This window comes from Bradyrhizobium sp. Ses1 (assembly GCF_059512365.1).
In genome coordinates, this window is sequence record NZ_JCAMOQ010000054.1 from 44,252 (window position 1) to 62,703 (window position 18,452).

General features: G+C 63.8%; 21 protein-coding genes. 6 read left to right on the top strand and 15 right to left on the bottom strand.

Annotation, left to right across the window (positions count from 1 at the left end):
- Positions 1-227 precede the first annotated feature (227 nt).
- Together AC5ZG5_RS37945 and AC5ZG5_RS37950 are read left to right on the top strand one after the other, a co-directional pair.
- On the top strand, positions 228-572 hold the full coding sequence (locus AC5ZG5_RS37945) for an antitoxin Xre/MbcA/ParS toxin-binding domain-containing protein (protein WP_456645905.1): 345 nt from the start codon (positions 228-230) through the stop codon (positions 570-572).
- Between the two features lie 9 nt (positions 573-581).
- A complete protein-coding gene (locus tag AC5ZG5_RS37950; protein WP_456645906.1) occupies positions 582-1,016 on the top strand; it encodes an RES family NAD+ phosphorylase in 435 nt (144 codons plus the stop codon).
- 21 nt (positions 1,017-1,037) lie between these two features.
- Here the strand turns inward: AC5ZG5_RS37950 and AC5ZG5_RS37955 are convergent, their stop codons facing one another.
- Positions 1,038-1,589: a sugar O-acetyltransferase gene (locus AC5ZG5_RS37955; protein ID WP_028163926.1), complete on the bottom strand. Its 552-nt coding sequence runs from the start codon at positions 1,587-1,589 to the stop codon at positions 1,038-1,040.
- Entirely contained in the window at positions 1,586-2,557 is a 972-nt protein-coding gene (locus tag AC5ZG5_RS37960; RefSeq protein WP_028163925.1) for a bifunctional riboflavin kinase/FAD synthetase, read from the bottom strand. The genes AC5ZG5_RS37955 and AC5ZG5_RS37960 overlap by 4 nt, the downstream gene beginning before the upstream one ends.
- 233 nt (positions 2,558-2,790) lie before the next feature.
- Between AC5ZG5_RS37960 and AC5ZG5_RS37965 the strand changes: the two genes are divergently transcribed.
- Positions 2,791-3,186, top strand: coding sequence for a response regulator (locus tag AC5ZG5_RS37965; protein ID WP_028163924.1), 396 nt, complete (start codon positions 2,791-2,793; stop codon positions 3,184-3,186).
- A gap of 142 nt (positions 3,187-3,328) precedes the next feature.
- Here AC5ZG5_RS37965 and AC5ZG5_RS37970 read toward each other — a convergent pair whose 3' ends face one another.
- From AC5ZG5_RS37970 to uvrC, 9 genes are all read right to left on the bottom strand, one after another.
- Complete coding sequence (locus tag AC5ZG5_RS37970) at positions 3,329-4,183, bottom strand: TIGR01459 family HAD-type hydrolase (RefSeq protein WP_028163923.1); 855 nt, start codon at positions 4,181-4,183, stop codon at positions 3,329-3,331.
- A gap of 250 nt (positions 4,184-4,433) precedes the next feature.
- A complete protein-coding gene (locus AC5ZG5_RS37975; RefSeq protein WP_456645907.1) occupies positions 4,434-5,915 on the bottom strand; it encodes an EAL domain-containing protein in 1,482 nt (493 codons plus the stop codon).
- A gap of 153 nt (positions 5,916-6,068) precedes the next feature.
- Positions 6,069-7,184, bottom strand: a complete 1,116-nt coding sequence (locus AC5ZG5_RS37980; RefSeq protein ID WP_456645908.1) for a YihY/virulence factor BrkB family protein — start codon at positions 7,182-7,184, stop codon at positions 6,069-6,071.
- A gap of 290 nt (positions 7,185-7,474) precedes the next feature.
- Positions 7,475-8,821, bottom strand: a complete 1,347-nt coding sequence (gene aptA / locus AC5ZG5_RS37985; protein WP_456645909.1) for an omega-aminotransferase AptA — start codon at positions 8,819-8,821, stop codon at positions 7,475-7,477.
- Positions 8,822-8,972: 151 nt separating this feature from the next.
- A complete protein-coding gene (gene prmB / locus AC5ZG5_RS37990) occupies positions 8,973-9,941 on the bottom strand; it encodes a 50S ribosomal protein L3 N(5)-glutamine methyltransferase (protein WP_456645910.1) in 969 nt (322 codons plus the stop codon).
- Positions 9,941-10,408: a molybdenum cofactor biosynthesis protein MoaE gene (locus AC5ZG5_RS37995; protein ID WP_130229535.1), complete on the bottom strand. Its 468-nt coding sequence runs from the start codon at positions 10,406-10,408 to the stop codon at positions 9,941-9,943. Before AC5ZG5_RS37995 ends, prmB begins: the two co-directional genes overlap by 1 nt.
- Before the next feature lie 8 nt (positions 10,409-10,416).
- On the bottom strand, positions 10,417-10,668 hold the full coding sequence (gene moaD / locus AC5ZG5_RS38000) for a molybdopterin converting factor subunit 1 (protein ID WP_028163917.1): 252 nt from the start codon (positions 10,666-10,668) through the stop codon (positions 10,417-10,419).
- Positions 10,665-11,279, bottom strand: a complete 615-nt coding sequence (pgsA, locus tag AC5ZG5_RS38005) for a CDP-diacylglycerol--glycerol-3-phosphate 3-phosphatidyltransferase (protein ID WP_130229534.1) — start codon at positions 11,277-11,279, stop codon at positions 10,665-10,667. Before pgsA ends, moaD begins: the two co-directional genes overlap by 4 nt.
- An 89-nt stretch (positions 11,280-11,368) precedes the next feature.
- Complete coding sequence (gene uvrC / locus AC5ZG5_RS38010; protein ID WP_456645911.1) at positions 11,369-13,450, bottom strand: excinuclease ABC subunit UvrC; 2,082 nt, start codon at positions 13,448-13,450, stop codon at positions 11,369-11,371.
- A gap of 226 nt (positions 13,451-13,676) precedes the next feature.
- Here uvrC and AC5ZG5_RS38015 point away from each other — a divergent pair, with 226 nt between their 5' ends.
- A complete protein-coding gene (locus AC5ZG5_RS38015) occupies positions 13,677-14,291 on the top strand; it encodes an outer membrane protein (protein WP_456645912.1) in 615 nt (204 codons plus the stop codon).
- A 278-nt stretch (positions 14,292-14,569) separates the two neighbouring features.
- Here AC5ZG5_RS38015 and AC5ZG5_RS38020 read toward each other — a convergent pair whose 3' ends face one another.
- The 4 genes from AC5ZG5_RS38020 to AC5ZG5_RS38035 all read right to left on the bottom strand — a co-directional run bounded on the left by AC5ZG5_RS38020 (position 14,570) and on the right by AC5ZG5_RS38035 (position 17,311).
- Positions 14,570-14,785, bottom strand: a complete 216-nt coding sequence (locus AC5ZG5_RS38020; protein WP_027581161.1) for a cold-shock protein — start codon at positions 14,783-14,785, stop codon at positions 14,570-14,572.
- Positions 14,786-15,044: 259 nt separating this feature from the next.
- Positions 15,045-15,905: a 23S rRNA (adenine(2030)-N(6))-methyltransferase RlmJ gene (locus AC5ZG5_RS38025; RefSeq protein WP_130229533.1), complete on the bottom strand. Its 861-nt coding sequence runs from the start codon at positions 15,903-15,905 to the stop codon at positions 15,045-15,047.
- Between the two features lie 133 nt (positions 15,906-16,038).
- The gene (locus AC5ZG5_RS38030) at positions 16,039-16,722 is read right to left on the bottom strand and encodes a ribonuclease T2 family protein (RefSeq protein WP_456645913.1); all 684 of its coding nucleotides are present in this window, start codon (positions 16,720-16,722) and stop codon (positions 16,039-16,041) included.
- A 118-nt stretch (positions 16,723-16,840) separates the two neighbouring features.
- Positions 16,841-17,311 (bottom strand): hypothetical protein, encoded by a 471-nt coding sequence (locus tag AC5ZG5_RS38035; protein WP_028163911.1) that lies wholly within the window; start codon positions 17,309-17,311, stop codon positions 16,841-16,843.
- A gap of 171 nt (positions 17,312-17,482) precedes the next feature.
- Here AC5ZG5_RS38035 and AC5ZG5_RS38040 point away from each other — a divergent pair, with 171 nt between their 5' ends.
- Positions 17,483-17,773 (top strand): hypothetical protein, encoded by a 291-nt coding sequence (locus AC5ZG5_RS38040; RefSeq protein WP_456645914.1) that lies wholly within the window; start codon positions 17,483-17,485, stop codon positions 17,771-17,773.
- 25 nt (positions 17,774-17,798) lie between these two features.
- Positions 17,799-18,338 carry a DUF3617 domain-containing protein gene (locus AC5ZG5_RS38045; RefSeq protein WP_456645915.1) on the top strand — a complete coding sequence of 180 codons (540 nt, stop codon included), beginning with the start codon at positions 17,799-17,801 and terminating at the stop codon, positions 18,336-18,338.
- Positions 18,339-18,452 lie beyond the last annotated feature (114 nt).

The window sequence follows — 18,452 nt, forward strand, 5'->3', positions numbered from 1 at the left end:
CTCGTTTAGCGATCTATCGCGGGAGGAACATGAAAATCCCGGTCTCGCGCCGAGCCTTTAAGAGCTCAGGCGGAAGCCGGGCCGCTAATGCCGATGATGCGCCGTATCAACATGGCGCCTTCCATAGCAGCCGGAGGAGGAAATCGCAAAGGCCGGCGAGGAGATGGTCCCGATGCGCTTGTGGTTTTTTCCAAAGATACTAATCTATTGATTATTGGAGAGAATTCATGAGCGCTCAACCGCTGGCCGAGGCATATGAGAGGTTGAAGGAGCTTCGCCGACAGGGCGATTCTAACGGCGATATCGATTCCATGCTGCAATCGATGCGCGACGACGTGGCAGCGCAGAGCCTCGTCGAGCCGACGCTTGCGCCCGAGGGGCTTGTCAGGGCAATCGAAATCAAGACGCTCGCTGATCGTGTTTTCGGCGATCAAAAGAAAGCGATTACTTGGTTGAAGCGTCCGAATGCCACGTTGTCGGGTCAAAGGCCGATCGACCTCCTCAAGGACGAACTAGGCACGGCCGTGGTCCGCGAAATGCTCGAACGGATAGATCACGGAATCTTTGCCTGAGCCCACGACATGGAGCTTTGGCGGATATCGAACTACCCGGATCTTTCGGGAATTGGCGGCCTGAGGGCTAGCGGCCGGTGGCATTCGCAGGGCAGACGAATTGTCTATCTAGCGGATCATCCATCAAGCGCACTACTTGAGATGCTGGTCCATATCGATCGCGACCTCATTCCGGCCAGCTACCAACTACTCCGTGTCAAGCCTCTGCCGGACATCGCGATTGAAGTGGTCGCCGACCTACCCGATGATTGGCGATCTCAGACGATGATCACCCGTGACATCGGTGATCGCTGGCTTAACGGTTCCTCGAGCGCGTTGTTGCAAGTGCCATCGGCGATCAGCCAAGGCCAGAACTTTCTCCTCAATCCTGCACATCGAGACGCGGCCAAGGTTAGCGTGGCCGAAATTATTCGGGCTCCGTTCGATTCCCGCCTTCTCGGGTAGCCGGTCGCTCCGAGGAACTCATCACGGACGCGGCCGGGCCGGGTTTCCGGTGACAATTTGGCCCGCGGCGACGTCCCGCGTGACTACGCTGCCGGCGCCGATTACGGCGTCGTCGCCGATCGAGACGCCGGGCAGGATGATGGCACCGCCTCCGATCCAGACGTCGCGGCCGATCCGCACCGGTCGGCCGAATTCGAGGCCGGTGCGCCGGGTCTCGGCATCGCGCGGATGGTCGGCGGCATAGATCTGCACGGCGGGCCCGATCTGGGTGCGGTCGCCGATAACGACCTCGACGATGTCGAGAATGACGCAGTTGAAATTGAGGAAGACCTCCTCGCCCACGTGGATGTTGTAGCCATAGTCGCAGAAGAACGGCGGACGGATCACGGCGCCCTTGCCGACATGGCCGAAATGTTCCGACAGCAGCGCGTGCCGTTCAGATGCCGGCGCGGCCAGGGCGGCGTTGTAGCGCGCGAGCCAAGCCTTGTTGGCGGCCGCATCAGCCTGCAATTCCGGATCGCCCGGACGATACAATTCGCCCGCCAGCATCTTCTGTTTTTCGGTCTTGCTCAATCGATCGCTCCGAGTTTCGGGAACGCCTCAGGGGCGGCGGCGAGTTGCGCCCTGGCGCGGGCGCTGTCGTCGTCCATCTGCCGGATCAACGCTTCAATGTTGTCGAATTTCAGCTCATCGCGGATAAAGCCGATGAAGGCGACGTCAAGCACATTGCCGTAGAGATCGCCCTTGAAGTCGAACAGGAACACTTCAAGCAATGGCGCGCCATTGTCGAAAGTCGGGCGGCGGCCGAAGCTGGCGACGCCGTCGATGCGCTCCGAACCGCGGCCGACGCGCACCGCATAGATGCCGTGCTTCAGGCCACAATTCTTGTCGAGGCGGATGTTGGCGGTGGGATAGCCGAGATCGCGGCCGCGTTTCTCGCCATGGATCACCTCGCCGGTGACGAACCAGGGACCGCCCAGCATGGCGTTGGCATCCGCGATCTGGCCTTCCGCGAGCGCCATGCGGATGGCGCTGGAGGAAACCGGCCGTTCCTCGATATCGACATGCGCCTGGACATCGATCTCGATGCCGAGCCGCGGCGCCTCGGCAACTAGGAGACTCGGTGAGCCGACGCGGCCCTTGCCGAAATGGAAGTCGTAGCCGACCGCGATCCCGCTGATGCCGAGCCGTTCGATCAGGTCATGGTGGATGAAATCCTGCGCGCTGGTGCCGGCGCGGCCCTTGTCGAAGGTCATCACCACGGCGCCGGCAAGCCCGGTGCCTGCGAGCAGGCGCAGCTTGTTGGTCTCATTGGTCAGGCGGAACTGCGGCGTGTTCGGGCTGAAAAAGCTGCGCGGATGCGGCTCGAAGGTCAGCGCCAGCGCAGGTTTCCCATGCGCCTCGCCCATTCGCAGGGCGGCCTCGATCACGGCGCGGTGGCCGAGATGGACGCCGTCAAAATTGCCCATCGCCACCACGGCCCCCCTCGGGATCGCGCTCTGCGGGGTATTGTCGCGAATAACGGTAAAACCGGTCGTCATTTTTTCTTGCGTTCTTCAGGAATTCTTAAGGTCGATTGATGCCGGCGGACGGTGGCTTGTTGGCCCCACAGAAGTCAAGCGGGCGAAATCGCGTCAAAACGGATGCAATCCGTCCCCGGCCGGTTAACGCGCTGTTTAACGCCTGATGCTACTGCTTGAGGTGAGGAATGCGGGCCGCGCAGGCCTGTCGGTTTTTCTTGCAAGCGTCAGTCGCGTGTTTTGGGGGAGAGAAGATGGCGGTTGATTTATCCATGTCGGTCCTGGTGGTTGATGACTACAGCACCATGATCCGCATCATCCGGAATCTTCTGAAACAGCTCGGTTTCGAGAACATCGACGACGCGTCCGATGGTTCCGCGGCGCTGAACAAGATGCGCGCCAAGAAATATGGTCTCGTGATCTCCGACTGGAATATGGAGCCGATGACCGGCTACGATCTGCTCAAGGAAGTCCGCGCCGATCCCAACCTCGCCACCACGCCCTTCATCATGATCACGGCGGAATCCAAGACCGAGAACGTGATCGCGGCCAAGAAGGCCGGCGTGAACAATTACATCGTCAAGCCGTTCAACGCGGCGACGCTGAAGACCAAGATCGAGGCGGTCTTCCCGGACATGGCAACGGCGTAAGTCCAAGCCTCCGCTTTATCAGTTTCGTCATGCCCGGGCTTGTCCCGGGCATCCACGTTCTTGGGCCGCGTGCGCGGAGGCGCGTGGATGGCCGGGACTAGCCCGGCCACGACGGCGGAGAGAGGCGCGCCCTCTCAACTCACTACCACCTCAACTCCCGGATCAGCGCCTTCGGCGGGTGGCCGAACAGCTCCGTCACCGAGGCCGGATCGAGCTGGTCGACGCCTTCGAACTCTTCGGAATGGATGCCGCGGGTCACGAACAGGCAGTCGATGCCAAAGCCCTTGGCGCCCGCAATGTCGGTGCGCACGGAATCCCCGATCGCCAGCACGCGATTGAGTTCGACCGGATGGCCAGCCCGTTCGGCCGCCAGTTGCATCGCGCGCTCGTAGATCGGCTGGTGCGGCTTGCCGTAGAAGATCGCTTCGCCGCCAAGCTCGCGATAGAGCTCGGCGATCGCGCCGGCGCAATAAATCAGCCGGTCGCCGCGCTCGACCACGATATCGGGATTGGCGCAAATCAGTGAAAGCTTGCGTTCGCGCGCCTTCAGGAGCATCGCGCGATAGTCTTCCGGAGTCTCGGTCTCGTCATCGAACAGGCCGGTGCAGATGATGTAATCGGCCTGTTCCAGCGGCGTCAGCGGCGCATCGAGGCCGCGGTGGATCGAGGAGTCGCGCTCCGGGCCGACCCAGTGGATCTTCTTGCCGGGATGCTCGGCGACGAAATGCCGGGTCAGGTCCCCGGACGAGACGATCGCATCATAGGTCTCGTCGGCCACGCCCAATTTGCGCAATTGGCGCTGCACCGAGTCGGCCGGCCGCGGCGCGTTGGTGATCAGGATGACGGTGCCGCCCCGCTGGCGGAACGTGTGCAGCGCCTCGCAGGCCTCGGGAAACGACTCGAGCCCGTTATGCACCACGCCCCAGACGTCGGAGAGCACCACGTCGACGTCGCCAACGACATCGCGCAGCCGCTCGACAAAGTGAAGTGAGGTCATGATCGCGCGTTGCCTAGAGTGAAGTGATTGTTGCGTCGAGTGCCGTGGCCGCGGGCTCCCACCTCTCCCCAGCGGGGAGAGGTCGATTTGCTCCTGGCGATGCGAAGCATCGTCCAGCGCAAATCGGGTGAGGGGGTACAGGTCCCACGAGAGAGCGTAACCCCTCACCCGCGCCTTCGGCGCGACCTCTCCCTGTGGGAGAGGTCGGCACCTCCGAGGCGGCAACACGTTGCTCTAACCGCATCATACCCTAACCCGGGCCCACGACGCGGCGCGCCAGCGCGGCATTGCCGGTAACCCGCTGTGGCGGGTCGATGGTCGGGCTATTCTGGGGGAGGGGAGTGTTGGCGCCATTGGCTTCCTGCGGCTTGGGCGGCGAGGCCCCGGCGGTAGCAGATGCGCCTTCGGGCCGCAACGGCCGCGGCGGCGCGAACAGGAACCCCTGGCCGAACCGTACGTCGTAGTCGAGCAGGTCGACGACGGCGCGCTCGCCTTCGATCTTCTCCGCGATCAGATCGATGCCGTAGCGGCCGAGCAGGTCGGACAGATCTGAGGGGTGAATATCCGAGGTCGAGCTCTGCCTGGGATCGAGCAACAATGCCGCCGGCACCTTGATGAAGCGCACGCCGCGGTCGGCGAGCTCGCGCGGCTCGAAACGGAGGTCGCCGACGTTGTCGATCGAGAAGCGATAGCCGCGCTGCGACAGCGCGGCGAGATGCTCGCTCTCGGTCGGGCCGAGATTGCGGAAAGTCGACTGCTTGAATTCGAGCACGAAGGATGGGGCCAGCGCCCGATTGGCTTCGAGGAAATCCAGGCACTGGGTGAAATTGACGGCGTTGCCGAGCGTCGCTGCGGAGACGTTGCAGAATATGCCGACATCCTTGTTGCGGACCATCAGCCGGCGCAGCACTTGGACACAGCGCAACATCACCATGTGGTCGATGCGCCCGATCAGGCCGCCGGCTTCCGCTGCGCCGATGAACTCGTCGGCGGCGACGATCTGGTCGCGCTCGTCGCGCAGCCGCGTGACCGCTTCATAGTAGCGCACCTTGCGCTGCGGCAGCGTCACCATCGGCTGCAGGTAGAGGTCGAGCCGGTTGGCCTCGATCGCATTCCTGATGGTGGTGAGCAACTGACCCTGGCTGCGCGAGGCCTCGATGGCCTCGGCCGGAGTGGATACCGCCGGTGCCGGCGCCGCTGAGAAAACCTGTGGGGCCGTCGTCAGAGCTGCGGCCCTCCACACGGTGCCAGCTACCGGAGCTGGAGCGGTAGCGCGTGGCTCCGGTTCCAGCTCTGCTGCGGGCCCACTCGAAGGCGCGCCCGCAGCGGTTGCCAGCATGTCTTCATGGCTGGCGACGGAGGCCGCAAGCTGCTTCACCAGATTGCCGAGCTCGTTGATTTCGCCGACCACCGCCTGCAGGCGGTCGGCGCTGGCGGAATTGGCCGACACCACGCGGCCCTCGACGGCGGCGAGCCGGCGGCCGAATTCGGCAACCTGGCGGGCGAGATCGGCGGTGCCGCGGGAGAGGTCCGCGATCTGGCCGCCGACATCGGAGCGGTCGCGCAGCCGCAGCGACACGGCATTGTAGAGGATCATGAAGGTCAACGCGGTCAGCGCCACGATGGCCGATTCGGTTCCGCTGATGCCAGCGACCGAATAGAGCACAAGGCCAAGCGAGGCCGCGACCAGAACCATGCAGATGGCGATGAAGATCGTCGAAATGCGAATCATGTCCGCGCGTTACGCTCTCAAGTTTGGCTGTCCACCTCGGCTGTCCCACCCGGGAAAACACGGGCCTCTTAGGCGCGGTCTTGTCTGCGTTCCCCCAAGCGGGACTACTGTACCATCAAGTTTGATTCGGCAGGCTAGCGTTCTTTGGGAGGCTTACGAAACCGCCGGTCCAACCGTGTCGGCGACCTCGGCCTTGCGGGTGCCAAGCGGCTTCGGGCGGCCTATGGTTGTGTCCACCGCGGTCTGGTGCTCGATCTCCGCATTCAGCTCCGCACCCAGCAACATGATGCTGGTCGACATCCACATCCACATCATCAGCCCGATGGCCGCGCCAAGCGATCCATAGGTAGCCGTGTAGTTTCCGAAATTCGATAGATACCAGGACAGCGCCGCTGAGCCGGCGATCCAGAGCAGCGCGGAAGCCAGCGTCCCGATGCTGAGCCATTCCCAACGCGGCGCGCGGCGACTCGGTCCATACCGGTAGAGCACCGCGAGCCCGGCCGCCAGGATCAGGAACAGCAGCGGCCATCGCCCAAGGCTGACGAGAAGCTGGCTTTCGGGCTTCAGCCCAAGACGATCGAGCAGCAGGGGAAGCACGACCACCGCGCTCACCATCACCAGGAGGGCTGCGATCGCGCTGAGGGTGAGGGCGAGCGAGATCAGGTTCAATCGAATGAAGCCGCGTGTCTCGCGCTCGTCATAGGCGACATTGAGCGCATCGATCACGGCCTTCATTCCGGCATTGGCGCTCCAGACCGCGAGCGCCAGCCCGAACAGGAAGGTCGCGCCCAATTCTCCGGTGCCCTTCGCGAGCACCCGGCCGATCTGATCCTGCACGATCTGGAACGAGCCTTCCGGCAGCATCAGCGCCAATGTCTGAAGATTCCTGGTGATGGTCGAAGGATCGGCATAGAGCCCGTAAAACGAGACCAGCGCGGTGATGGTCGGGAACACCGCCAAGAGGCCGTAGAACACGACGCCTGCGGCGGTGGCGAGCAGGCGGTCGTCATTGATGCGCTGATAGCAGCGCCACAGGATGTCCTTCCAGCCCGCGAGCGGGATCTGGAGCGGGCTCTCCGCGCGGCGTCCCCTGCCGGGTTCGGCCAGTTCGCGGGCGAAACGGCCCGGCGCTCTCGCCGGGTCTATAGCGTTGTGGGCGGGCGCGGGCTTCGGATCGGGCTGAAGAAAGCGATGGACGAGAAGGAGCAGGATCGTCGTCGCCGCGATCAAGAGCCAATTCTCGCCCGGTCCGGGGCGCGCGTCGGACATCGGATTCCTCCAGCGAGGAGTTGTCCCTGTTCGGGATGAACGTGAGCCGGATTTGAATGTTCCGGAACGACGACCCCCTCCGTCATTCCGGGGCGCGCCTCTTGGCGCGAGCCCGGAATCCATCGAGCCGCAACCGCATGTGGAGAAATGGATTCCGGGCTCATCGCTTTGCGATGCCCCGGAATGACTGAGGGACATTTGAATCAGAACTCGCCTGCTTCATTGCGAGCAAAGCGCATTCCAACCTATCGCCTCACCCTCTCAGGATGAGGGTCCAGCAAAATCGAACGCTACGCCACCGCGCGGATGATCTTGCCGACCTTGTCGACGATCTCGCCGATCTGATCCTCGCTGACGATCAAGGGCGGCGTCAGGCACAGCGAGTCGCCGGCGATCCGCAGCATCAGGTCGTTGTCGTGGAAGGCGCTGTTGAGTGCGGCGAAGCCGCGCTTGCCAGGGCCATCCGCGATCGGGGCGAGATCGATGCCGGCGGTGAGGCCGACGGTGCGGATATCGACCACGTTCGGCTGCTCGCGCAGCGACATCACGGCGTCGGCGAATTTCGGCTCGAGCTTGCTTGCGCGTTCGAACAGCTTCTCCTCGCGATAGATGTCGAGCGTCGCAAGGCCGGCGGCACAGGCCAGCGGATGGGCCGAATAGGTGTAGCCATGGGTCAGCTCGACCACATGCTCAGGGCCATTCATGAAGGCGTCGTGGATGGCGCCGCGCACGATCACGCCGCCCATTGGAGCCGCGCCATTGGTGATGCCCTTGGCGAAGGTGATCATGTCGGGCGTCACGCCATAGCGCTCCGCAGCGAAGGCAAAGCCGAGCCGGCCATAGCCGGTGATGACCTCGTCGAAGATCAGGAGAATGCCATGCCTCTCGGTGATCTCGCGCAGCCGCTTCAGATAACCCTTCGGCGCCGGCAGCACGCCGGTCGAGCCAGCCATCGGCTCGACGATCACGGCGGCAATCGTGTTGGCGCCGTGCAGGTTGACGAGGCGCTCCAGCTCATCGGCGAAATGCACGCCATAGTCCGGCTCGCCCTTGGTGAAGGCCTGCTTCCCGCGGTCATAGGTCGCCGGCAGATGATCGACGCCGGTGAGCAGCGAGCCGAACAGCTTGCGGTTGCCGACGATGCCGCCGACGGAGGTGCCGCCGAAGCCGACGCCGTGATAGCCGCGTTCGCGGCCGATCAGGCGGATGCGGCTGCCCTGGCCGCTGATCTGGTGATAGGCCAGCGCGATCTTCAGCGCGGTGTCGGCCGCTTCCGAGCCCGAATTGCAGAAGAACACGTTGTCGAGTCCTTCGGGCGCCAGGTCGGCGATGCGGCTGGCGAGCTCGAAGGCTTGCGGGATGCCGAACTGGAACGGTGGCGCGTAGTCCATCGCCGCGGCCTGCTTGGCGATTGCTTCGGCAATCTGGGTGCGGCCATGGCCTGCGTTGCAGCACCACATGCCGGCGGCTGCGTCGATGATCTGGCGGCCGTCGACGGTGAAATAGTGCATGTCCTTGGAGCCGGCGAGCAGCCGCGGCTGCTTCTTGAAGGCGCGGTTGGCGGTGAACGGCATCCAATGCGCGGCGAGATCGTTGGGAACGTTGACGGCGGCGGGGCGGGGGCTCTTGTCCAGCATGGGGGCCTCGTTGATCGCGTGAGCTGATTTGCCTTGAAAGTATCAGCTTCGCTGGGCGAGGTGAACGGCGCGAGCTGCGATATTTCCGCCGCGTTGCACTGCGTCACGCGGCGTCATCGCGCGAAGCGGACACTCGTTGCGAAGAAAAGCGTCAAACCGACGAGAGATCGGATGCGCTGATCCAGAACACTTCGCCTTCGGAATCCTCGGTATCGAGCCAGAGCAGCGGCAAGTGCGGATAGGCGGCTTCCAGGACCTCGCGCCCGCGGCCGATCTCGCAGAGCAGCCCACCTTCCGGAGTCAGATGCTGCGGCGCCTCGTCGAGGATGCGCCTGACGATGTCGAGCCCGTCGGCGCCGCCGTCGAAGGCGAGTTTCGGCTCGGCGCGGCATTCGCGCGGCAGCGAGGCCATGCCGAGCGCATCGACATAGGGCGGATTGGAGATGATGAGGTCGTAACGCCTGCCCACGAGCGGTTTGAACAGGTCGCCCTGGTGCAGCGTCAGCCGATCCTCGAGTCCATAATCCCGGACGTTGCGCGCGGCGACCGCCAGCGCGTCCTTGGAGATATCGACGGCGTCGATATCGGCATTCGGGAAGCTTTGGCTGGCGAGGATCGCAAGGCATCCGGAGCCGGTGCAGAGGTCGAGCACGGTCACGACGGACAAGGGATCGTCGATCAGCGAGCCGCCTTCCTCATCGCCGGCGAAATGCGAATCCAGCAGCTCGCCGATGAAGGAGCGCGGCACGATGGTGCGCTCGTCGACATAGAAGGGCAGGCCGCGCATGTAGATCTTGTTGACGAGATAGGCGGCCGGCTTCCGCGTCGCGATGCGGCGCTCGATCAGATCGAGGATCCGCTTGCCCTCATGCGCGGTGACGCGTGCGCCGGCGAACTGGTCGAACTGATCGGGATGCAGGTGCAGGGTTTCGCAGACCAGGAAAGCGGCCTCGGCCACCGGATCGGTGGTGCCGTGCGCGAACACGAGCTTTGACTCGGTGAAGCGGCTCACCGCATAGCGGACGAAATCGAGCAGCGTCTTGAGCTCGCCCGCGGCAACCTTGGGGGACTTCGCTGCAGATCGGCTACCCTTGGCAGCCGGCGTGGTACGTTTGGCCATCAGGACTTGGTCCAGCGCGCGGCTGCCGCGTCATCATGGTCGCGCGCCTCGATCCAGCTCGATCCCCGCGCGCTTTCCTCGCGCTTCCAGAACGGCGCGCTAGTCTTGAGGTAGTCCATCAGGAATTCGGCGGCCTGGAACGCGGCCTGCCGGTGCTGCGACGCCGTTACCACCAGCACGATGTTCTCGCCCGGCGTGATGCGACCGACGCGGTGAATGACAGTAAGACCGGACAGCGGCCAGCGCGACATGGCTTCTTCCGCGTGACGCCTGATCTCGGCTTCCGCCATGCCGGGATAGTGCTCCAGCGTCAGCGCCGCGATCGGCTCGCCGTTCTCGCTGCCGCGGCAGATGCCACTGAAGCTGACAACGGCGCCGATATCGGTGCGGCCCTTGCCGAGCGCGGCAATCTCCTGCGCGATGTCGAAATCGGCGTCCTGGATGCGGATGGTCGCAATCGCGGTCATGTTGTGGCTCAGCCGCCTGTCATCGGCGGAAAGAACGCGATCTCGCGCGCGCCCGATATCGCGGCGTCCTGCTGGACGTGGGCGTGGTCGATCGCGGCGCGGATCACCTTCGGCTTCTCGAAGGCATAGGCGGAGGCTTCGTCGCGCCCGGCAAGCCAATCGATCAGCTCGCCAATGGTGCGGATATCGGCCGGCGGCTCGATGGTCTCCTCGGCCCTGCCGATGCGCTCGCGGACCCAGGCGAAATATTTCACCTTCATCCTTCATCCTCCTTGATGAGATGATGGATGCCGGCGCGGAAATAATCGTAGCCGGTGTAGATCGTGACGATCGCGGAGATCCACAGCAGCGCCAGCCCGATCAGCGTCACTACCGGGACCATCTGATCGCCGGCCTCGCCCGCCAGCAGGAAGCCGATCGCGACGAGCTGCACCGTGGTCTTCCATTTGGCGAGCTTGGTCACGGGAACGCTGACGCGCAGGCCGGCGAGGTATTCGCGCAGGCCCGACACCAGGATCTCGCGGCAGAGGATCACGATCGCCGCCCACAGCGTCCAGCCGTGGATGATGCCGTCCGCGGCCAGCATCAGCAGGCAGGAGGCAACCAGGAGCTTGTCGGCGATCGGGTCCAGCATCCGGCCGAACGCCGACTGCTGGTTCCAGATCCGGGCATAATAGCCGTCGAGGTAATCGGTGATCCCGGCGGCAATAAAGATCGCGACCGCCACCCAGCGCAGCCAGAGCGGGCCGTCCATGATCGCCTGCACATAGATGCAGCCGACCACCACCGGGATGGCGGCGATGCGGGCGTAGGTCAGGATATTCGGGAGGGACAGGGTCTTGGGCTGCCCCCTTGTGGTCGCCATGTTCATCCGTCTTACCAATACCGCTGAAGCGTCGAGGTCAACCGTGGGCGCATAAGATGGTCCGCTGCAGGCGACGCCTTGATGACTCCATCTCTCTAGCCCCCCGGCTGGGAGTGGAAAAACTCGAAGATCTTCCGCGCACTCTCGGCGCTGACACCGGGAACCTTGCCAAGGTCGGCGATCGAGGCGCGCTCGATCTCCTTCAGCGTTCCGAAATGATGCAGCAGCGCACGCTTGCGCGAGGGACCGATACCGGGAATTTCCTGTAAGCCGGCCTCACGGATGTCCTTCTTGCGCAGCTTGCGGTGCGAGCCGATCACGAACCGGTGCGCCTCGTCGCGCAGCCGCTGGATGAAATACAGCACGGGATCGCGCGGCTCCAGCTTGATGGCCTCGCGATCGGGCATGAACAGCGTTTCGCGGCCGGCGTCGCGGTCCGGCCCCTTGGCCACCGCCATCAGCGATACCTGGGTCAGCCCGAGCTGGTCGAAAATCTCCTTCACCGCGTTCAACTGCCCACGGCCGCCGTCGATGATGACGAGGTCCGGCCATTGCGGGAAGGAATCGTCGTCAGCCTTGACCTTGGCCTCCTCGCCCTCGGCGGGCTTCAGCAGCCGCTTGAAGCGCCGTTCCAGCACCTCGCGCATCATCGCGTAGTCGTCGCCAGGCGTAAGCCCTTCCGACTTGATGTTGAACTTGCGGTACTGGTTCTTCATGAACCCGTCGGGACCCGCCACGATCATGGCGCCGACCGCGTTGGTGCCCTGGATGTGGCTGTTGTCGTAGACCTCGATGCGCTTCGGCGCCTGGGGCAGGCCGAGCGTCGTGGCCATGCCTTCGAGCAGCCGGCCTTGGGTCGCGGTGTCCGCGAGCTTGCGGCCGAGCGCCTCGCGGGCATTGGTCAGCGCATGGGTGACCAGCTCTTTCTTCTCGCCGCGCTTGGGAACTGAAACCTCCACCTTGCGACCCGCCTTGACCGACAGCGCGTCGGCGAGCAGCTCGGCGTCCTCGACCTCGTGCGAGAGCAAAATGAGCTTCGGCGGCGGCTTGTCGTCGTAGAACTGCGCGAGGAAGGAGGAGAGCACCTCCTCCGGCGTGAACGATTTTTCCGCGCGCGGGAAATAGGCGCGGTTGCCCCAATTCTGGCCGGTGCGGAAGAAGAATACCTCGACGCAGGAATAGCCGCCCTCCTGATGGATGGCGAACACGTCGGCTTCCTCCACCGTGCGCGGGTTGATGCCCTGTTGCGACTGGATCGCCGACAGCGCGGCGAGGCGATCGCGGTAGAGCGCGGCGGTCTCGAATTCGAGCTCGGCGGAAGCCTTCTCCATTTCGCCGGCAAGCTCCTGCTTCACCGCATGGCTGCGGCCCGACAGAAACTCGGTCGCCTCGCGCACCAATTCGCCATAGCCAGGGAAATCGATCTCGCCGGTGCAGGGACCGGAGCAGCGGCGGATCTGGTAGAGCAGGCAGGGGCGGGTGCGGCTCTCGAAGAAGCCGTCGGTGCAGGAGCGGATCAGGAACGCGCGCTGCAGCGCCGTGATGGTGCGGTTGACGGCGCCGGCGGAGGCGAACGGGCCGAAATACCGCCCGGGCCGCGTCTGCGCGCCGCGATGCTTGAGGATCTGCGGCGCCCAATGGTCGCCCGTGATCAGGATGTAGGGAAACGATTTGTCGTCGCGTAGCTGCACGTTGAAGCGCGGCCGGAGCTGCTTGATGAGGTTGGCCTCGAGCAGCAGCGCCTCGGTCTCGGTGGTGGTCGAGACGATCTCGACATTCACCGTCGCCGCGATCATGCGCAGGATGCGCGCCGGCAGCGGCGCGTTGGGCCGGGCATAGGACGAAAGCCGTTTGCGGACGTTCTTCGCTTTGCCGACATACAGCACGTCGTTGGCCGCGTTGAGCATGCGGTAGACGCCCGGCGAGGTCGGGGCGAGCCGCACCGCATTCTCGATCGCGGCATGGCCGACCGCGAGCGTACCTTCGGCGACGGCCTCCGCCGGTTCCTCGGGAACCTCGGGCAGCCGCGCGTCCTCGTCCTCCTCCGCGGCCGACGTCGCCGGATCGACGTCGCCGGTGACGAGCGCGAGGTCCTGCGGCGGCAAGTCTGGGTTTCCGCCGTGGCGCGCTCCTTTGGGCACGGACGCCTTCGGATGGTCGGTAGAATCGTGATCCATGGGCCTAAACTAGGCGCTGCCGGCCGCCATCGCCAGCATCGGGCTCCGAGTGGAAAGCCTTGCGCCGGTAACGCTTCATTAAGATTGATGAGGGGGCGGTAACCGCCCTTAACAAGGCTTTAACTTAAAACTTTCGATAAATCTTCCCGAAAAAACAGTGAATTCCGTAACCACGCCGGCCTTCGCAACCGGCAGGTCGCGGCTGTTGCGTTCTGGAGTGGTTGCGATGAAGCGGTTTGTCGTCTTGCGCCTGCTGGCGCTGTTGGTCGGGGGATGGACGACGTCGTCAGCAGCGGCCGATTATCGCGGGCCCTATACCGTCAACCAGCCGCTCAACGCCATGAGCTGGGCAGGGCCCTATCTCGGCGGCAATTTCGGCTATGCCTGGGGCGGCGTAAACAACAACCCGACCAAGCCGTCGGGTTTCGCGGGCGGCGCGCAGATCGGCTACAACTGGACCAACGGCCCGTGGGTGTTCGGCGCCGAAGGCGACATCCAGGCCACCGGCGCGGAAGAAACCTTTGCGCCGTGGAAGTTCTCGAATCCCTGGTTCGGCACCATCCGCGGCCGCGGCGGCTACGCATTCCAGAACGTGCTCTTCTACGCCACCGCCGGCCTAGCGTTCGGCGAATTGCGGGCCGAAACTTTCGGCCTGTCGGAGTCCAAGACCAATGTCGGCTGGACCGCCGGCCTTGGCGCCGAGATGGCCTTTGCACCGAACTGGAGCGCCAAGCTCGAATATCTCTATGTCGATCTCGCCAGCAGCAACTTCATCATCACCGGCGCGTCGAACGGCTACCATTTCGGCGTCATCCGTGCCGGCGTGAACTATCACTTCTAGAGTTTTCGGTTCTGATTGAATCAGAACCGAAGCTCTAGATTCTAGTTTTGACGCGTTTTCTTCACGCGAACCGGTGTCCACTTCGCTCGAAAACGCTCTAACCAATCACTTCGAAGAATAAGAAAACGATCGACGACAACCTTCCGGCCGTCGCAGGCGGCCGGAATTTTTTTATGCCGAACTGACGCGCGAGATCGCGCACATGCCTGTGCGAGCGGGGCGCCGCCCGGCAAATCGTTACCCGAGACTTCAGTCCGCTTCAGCGTGAGCGCAAGGGCTCACGATGAAATCACCAGATTGACCGCCTTGGGGCCTTTGCCCTTCTTGTCTGGTTCGACGTCGAACGTAATACGCTGTCCTTCGGTCAAATCCTTTAGTCCTGCGCGTTCGACTGCGGTGATGTGAACGAACACATCGCGGCCGCCGTCGTCAGGCTTGATGAAGCCGTAGCCGCGCTCTCCATTGAAGAATTTGACTGTCCCAGTCATGGCCATCGGGAAACTCCTCCCCCGCATTGCACCGCCGCTACGCGCAACTCACGTAGCGGGTGACCGGACATTCGCTGCCGGAAGCTTGGCCACCTCAGCGGACCTGTGTCACGCCACCGACCCGCCTGGATTTTTCTTCGGCCTCGTCACTCCGCCGCAACCATTCGCGGAAGCGGAACGTAAAGCCAGTCCTAACGTGACAAGCATAATACGGTTCCGGGCAAGTTGCCTATGGTCGAGTGGGAGTTTTCAGCAACGGCGTTGGTTAAGGTTTGGGCGTCTCCAGCCTGAATCGGCCCGCGCCGCCTTGGCCCAAGGGCTTTTCCAGCTCGGGCAGGATCATTCTGAGTTCACCGGCAAGCGTCCAGGGCGGATTGACGATCAAGAGCCCGGTCGAGACCAGGCCGCTCTCAGCTTCGCGAGGCGCGACGCTGAATTCGAGTCGCAGGCACTTGCCGGCCGGCTTGCTGTTGCCTGTCTCGAAAGCGACATGCCGTGCGAGATCGTCGGTCACGCGACGGCTTTTGACCGGATACCACAGCAGATAGCTGCCGGTCGGCCATTTGGCGAACGCCTCCGAAAAGCCTTGCGCCAGCCGCTCGAACTCGTCCTTGGCTTCAAAGGGCGGGTCGATCAGGACCAGGCCGCGCCTTTCTTTCGGCGGGACGAAGGCCGGCAGCGCGGTCCAGCCATCGAGGTCGACCACCCGCGCCTGGGCGTCGCGGCGCAGCGCGTCGATCAGGCGTTTGCGCGCCTCCGGCTCGAGCTCGCAAGCGGTGAGGCGATCCTGGGGCCGGAGCAGCGCCCGTGCGATCAAGGGCGAGCCCGGATAGGCCTTCAGTTCGCCCGGCGGGCTGAAGGCTCTCACAATGTCGAGATAAGGCAGTACCAGCGGCAGCGCTTCGTTCGAGAATCGCGCCTGCATCACGCGCGCGATTCCGGTCAGCCATTCGCCGCCGCGCCGTGCCTCGTCGGAGGTGAGATCATAGAGGCCGGCGCCGGCATGGGTGTCGATGAGGCGGAGCGCCGCCGGCTTTTCCTGCAGATAGAGCAGGATTCGCACCAGCACGATGTGCTTGATGACGTCGGCAAAGCCGCCGGCGTGAAAGGCGTGACGGTAGTTCATGAGATATCTGCTGGTCTGTACACCGCACTTCTACTCGTCATGGCCGGGCTTGTCCCGGCCATCCACGCGGTCGCCGCTGTCAAGAGGGGCCTCGATGCCCGGGCAAGCCCGGGCATGACGATGGAGAGACTGTCTAACCGCCCCGGATCGGCGGCATCACCACCTGGTCTCGGCGGCAGGCGCGGCGATCGGTTTCCTCGCAGGCACGGAACTGCATGTCCTTGCTCATGCAGATCCTGACCTCGCTGAGTCGCTTGCTGTCGCAGGTCACCGAGATTGCCGAGCTGCTGAGGCCCGGATTGGCCTTGATGAAGGCTTCCTCGATTTCGCCGGGTGCGACCGTCTTTGGCTCCGACAATTGCAGGAATTCGTCAGGGATCTTCACCGCGGCGCGGGCCTTGCGGATGCTCTCGAAATAGGCGCGTGCGGGGAGGCCCGAGCAGGTGCCGTGCTTGTCCCATTCGTTGTAGATCAGCCCGGGCGCCGGCATCAGGTCGAGCATCGAGCTCATGACATTGCGGGCAAGGCGTGGCGCCGGCCGCTGGCAATATTCCGGAAAGCCGCGCTCATATTGCGGCCAGAGCCCATGCACCACGAAGGAGTAGGGGCGTCCGCCGCATTGGACCTGCGCCCGCCGGCCATCGCCGCGCTCGGAGGCGGCTTCGCAGAACGACGGCGACCAGGACAGCGCAAGCACGTAGAAATCGAACTCGCCCGGCGCGTTTTGTCGGCGGTCCTGGGCGCTGACCGGGCCAATCGCGGCAAAAAAGGCAAGGACGGAAATCAGCAGGCGGGAAACCAAGGCCAATCGAAACATCAAGCACCCCTCACACTCGACCGCGGGCGAGCCTAGCAGGGAGATGGAACATTTCAAGAACAAATTGTGATGTGACGCATTGCTTGATTAACAAGCGTCGTCACACCAGCCCTAAGGATCAAGGCCGGGCCGACTTGCAGGCGGGATTATAGGCCCAGTTGCGGTCCAGTCCGACCACGCACCATTCGACGCCCTGGCCGATGCTGGCAAATCCGCCATCCTCGATGATTGAGAAATGCACGGTGCGCACCTTGCCGTCGCTCAACACCGCGTCGCCCGAGCAGTAGCGGCGCGGGATGTTGTCGGACTGCCAGGGACGGAAGGCAGTCTCGTGGATGCGCGAATAGCCGGTGATCACCAGCGGGGAATTCCAGAACTGGCTCTCTTTTTCCTGGAACTGAGAGGCGATGGTCTGCAGCGCTGCCTCGCAGGGGGCCACCCGTCCTTCGTACTTCGGTCCGGACAGCCAGAAATTCAGCTCGAGCGGATTGGCGGCGTGGGCAGTCTGGGCGGACGCCAACAGGCCAACCAGCAGGCCGAATGCGGCGCAGAGGCCAGTTTTGGTCGAGGAACGAACAGAGTTGCGCATGAGAATCCGCCGGACAATCCAATGCGCCGGACGGTGCCGCGAAGGCCGGGCGAGGTCAAGTGCAACGCGGCAACACTGGCGGAGAACTCCGCAAATCTCCGGCCCACGATTCTTTTCACGGTCGCCCGCGCACTTTATGGTGCCGCCCAAAGATTTGAGGAGAGTCTGCAGATGCGAAAAATTCTGGCCGCTGGCATGGTTGCCGCAAGCGCAATGCTGGCCGTTGCACCGGCCAAGGCCGACTGGGTGCCCCCGTTCAAGGGCAACGATACCGGCGGCATCATTGCTTATTCGCTGGCCCAGCAGGCGGACGCCCGCCAGCTCGCGGTCGATCACTGCGCTTCCTACGGCAAGGTGGTGAAATTCCTCGCGGTGCAGCCCTATGAGGGTGGGTACGTCTCCTTCTCCTGCCGCTGGGTGCCTTGGGGCGCCGCCGAGCGGCCGCTGCGCACGCTTTATTGATCGGCACCGGTACCGGCATCGCCGCATGACGCGATATTTCGTTCTGCTCGGATCGGCCATCGGCCTGGCTGCGCTGCTGCCCGGGGCGGCCGGCGCCGTCGATCTGCCGGTCCGCAAGGCGGGCCTGTGGGAGATGAAGATCGCGCGCACGGGCTCGACCACGCCCGAAATGACGATGCAGCATTGCACCGACGAGACCACCGACAAGGACATGAGCACGGCGGTCTCGCCGATGGCGAAGGATATCTGCTCCAAGCAGGATATCCAGAAGACCGCGACCGGCTATGTCAGCGATTCCGTGTGCGGCGTCGCCGGCGTCACGGTGACCTCGCATGCCGAGATCACCGGCGACTTCAACTCCGCCTACACGGTCAAGACGACCTCGCACGCCGATCGCGGCTCGACCGGTGCGGCGCACGATACCACCGGCACGATCGAAGCTAAATGGCTCGGCCCCTGCAAGGCGGACCAGAAGCCCGGTGACATCATCATGGCCGGCGGCATGAAGATGAACATCAAGGACATGGAAAAGCTGAAGGGCATGATCCCCAAGCTGCCGAAGTAAGTTCTTTTCGTAGCCGCATGCGCTTCAAGCGTCCGCACTAGCCCGTATTTCTCACACGACCAATTGCTCTGCGACGGGGATAGGATGATCTGGCGAAGGCGATGAGGAGCCGTG

What these genes read in the sequence shown, in the direction of transcription:
- AC5ZG5_RS37945 (WP_456645905.1), top strand. Translation starts at nt 228, where the DNA reads ATGAGCGCTCAACCGCTGGCCGAGGCATATGAGAGGTTGAAGGAGCTT.
- AC5ZG5_RS37950 (WP_456645906.1), top strand. Translation starts at nt 582, where the DNA reads ATGGAGCTTTGGCGGATATCGAACTACCCGGATCTTTCGGGAATTGGC.
- AC5ZG5_RS37960 (WP_028163925.1), bottom strand. Translation starts at nt 2,557, where the DNA reads ATGACGACCGGTTTTACCGTTATTCGCGACAATACCCCGCAGAGCGCG.
- AC5ZG5_RS37965 (WP_028163924.1), top strand. Translation starts at nt 2,791, where the DNA reads ATGGCGGTTGATTTATCCATGTCGGTCCTGGTGGTTGATGACTACAGC.
- AC5ZG5_RS37970 (WP_028163923.1), bottom strand. Translation starts at nt 4,183, where the DNA reads ATGACCTCACTTCACTTTGTCGAGCGGCTGCGCGATGTCGTTGGCGAC.
- AC5ZG5_RS37975 (WP_456645907.1), bottom strand. Translation starts at nt 5,915, where the DNA reads ATGATTCGCATTTCGACGATCTTCATCGCCATCTGCATGGTTCTGGTC.
- AC5ZG5_RS37980 (WP_456645908.1), bottom strand. Translation starts at nt 7,184, where the DNA reads ATGTCCGACGCGCGCCCCGGACCGGGCGAGAATTGGCTCTTGATCGCG.
- aptA (WP_456645909.1), bottom strand. Translation starts at nt 8,821, where the DNA reads ATGCTGGACAAGAGCCCCCGCCCCGCCGCCGTCAACGTTCCCAACGAT.
- prmB (WP_456645910.1), bottom strand. Translation starts at nt 9,941, where the DNA reads ATGGCCAAACGTACCACGCCGGCTGCCAAGGGTAGCCGATCTGCAGCG.
- AC5ZG5_RS37995 (WP_130229535.1), bottom strand. Translation starts at nt 10,408, where the DNA reads ATGACCGCGATTGCGACCATCCGCATCCAGGACGCCGATTTCGACATC.
- moaD (WP_028163917.1), bottom strand. Translation starts at nt 10,668, where the DNA reads ATGAAGGTGAAATATTTCGCCTGGGTCCGCGAGCGCATCGGCAGGGCC.
- pgsA (WP_130229534.1), bottom strand. Translation starts at nt 11,279, where the DNA reads ATGAACATGGCGACCACAAGGGGGCAGCCCAAGACCCTGTCCCTCCCG.
- uvrC (WP_456645911.1), bottom strand. Translation starts at nt 13,450, where the DNA reads ATGGATCACGATTCTACCGACCATCCGAAGGCGTCCGTGCCCAAAGGA.
- AC5ZG5_RS38015 (WP_456645912.1), top strand. Translation starts at nt 13,677, where the DNA reads ATGAAGCGGTTTGTCGTCTTGCGCCTGCTGGCGCTGTTGGTCGGGGGA.
- AC5ZG5_RS38020 (WP_027581161.1), bottom strand. Translation starts at nt 14,785, where the DNA reads ATGGCCATGACTGGGACAGTCAAATTCTTCAATGGAGAGCGCGGCTAC.
- AC5ZG5_RS38025 (WP_130229533.1), bottom strand. Translation starts at nt 15,905, where the DNA reads ATGAACTACCGTCACGCCTTTCACGCCGGCGGCTTTGCCGACGTCATC.
- AC5ZG5_RS38030 (WP_456645913.1), bottom strand. Translation starts at nt 16,722, where the DNA reads ATGTTTCGATTGGCCTTGGTTTCCCGCCTGCTGATTTCCGTCCTTGCC.
- AC5ZG5_RS38035 (WP_028163911.1), bottom strand. Translation starts at nt 17,311, where the DNA reads ATGCGCAACTCTGTTCGTTCCTCGACCAAAACTGGCCTCTGCGCCGCA.
- AC5ZG5_RS38040 (WP_456645914.1), top strand. Translation starts at nt 17,483, where the DNA reads ATGCGAAAAATTCTGGCCGCTGGCATGGTTGCCGCAAGCGCAATGCTG.
- AC5ZG5_RS38045 (WP_456645915.1), top strand. Translation starts at nt 17,799, where the DNA reads ATGACGCGATATTTCGTTCTGCTCGGATCGGCCATCGGCCTGGCTGCG.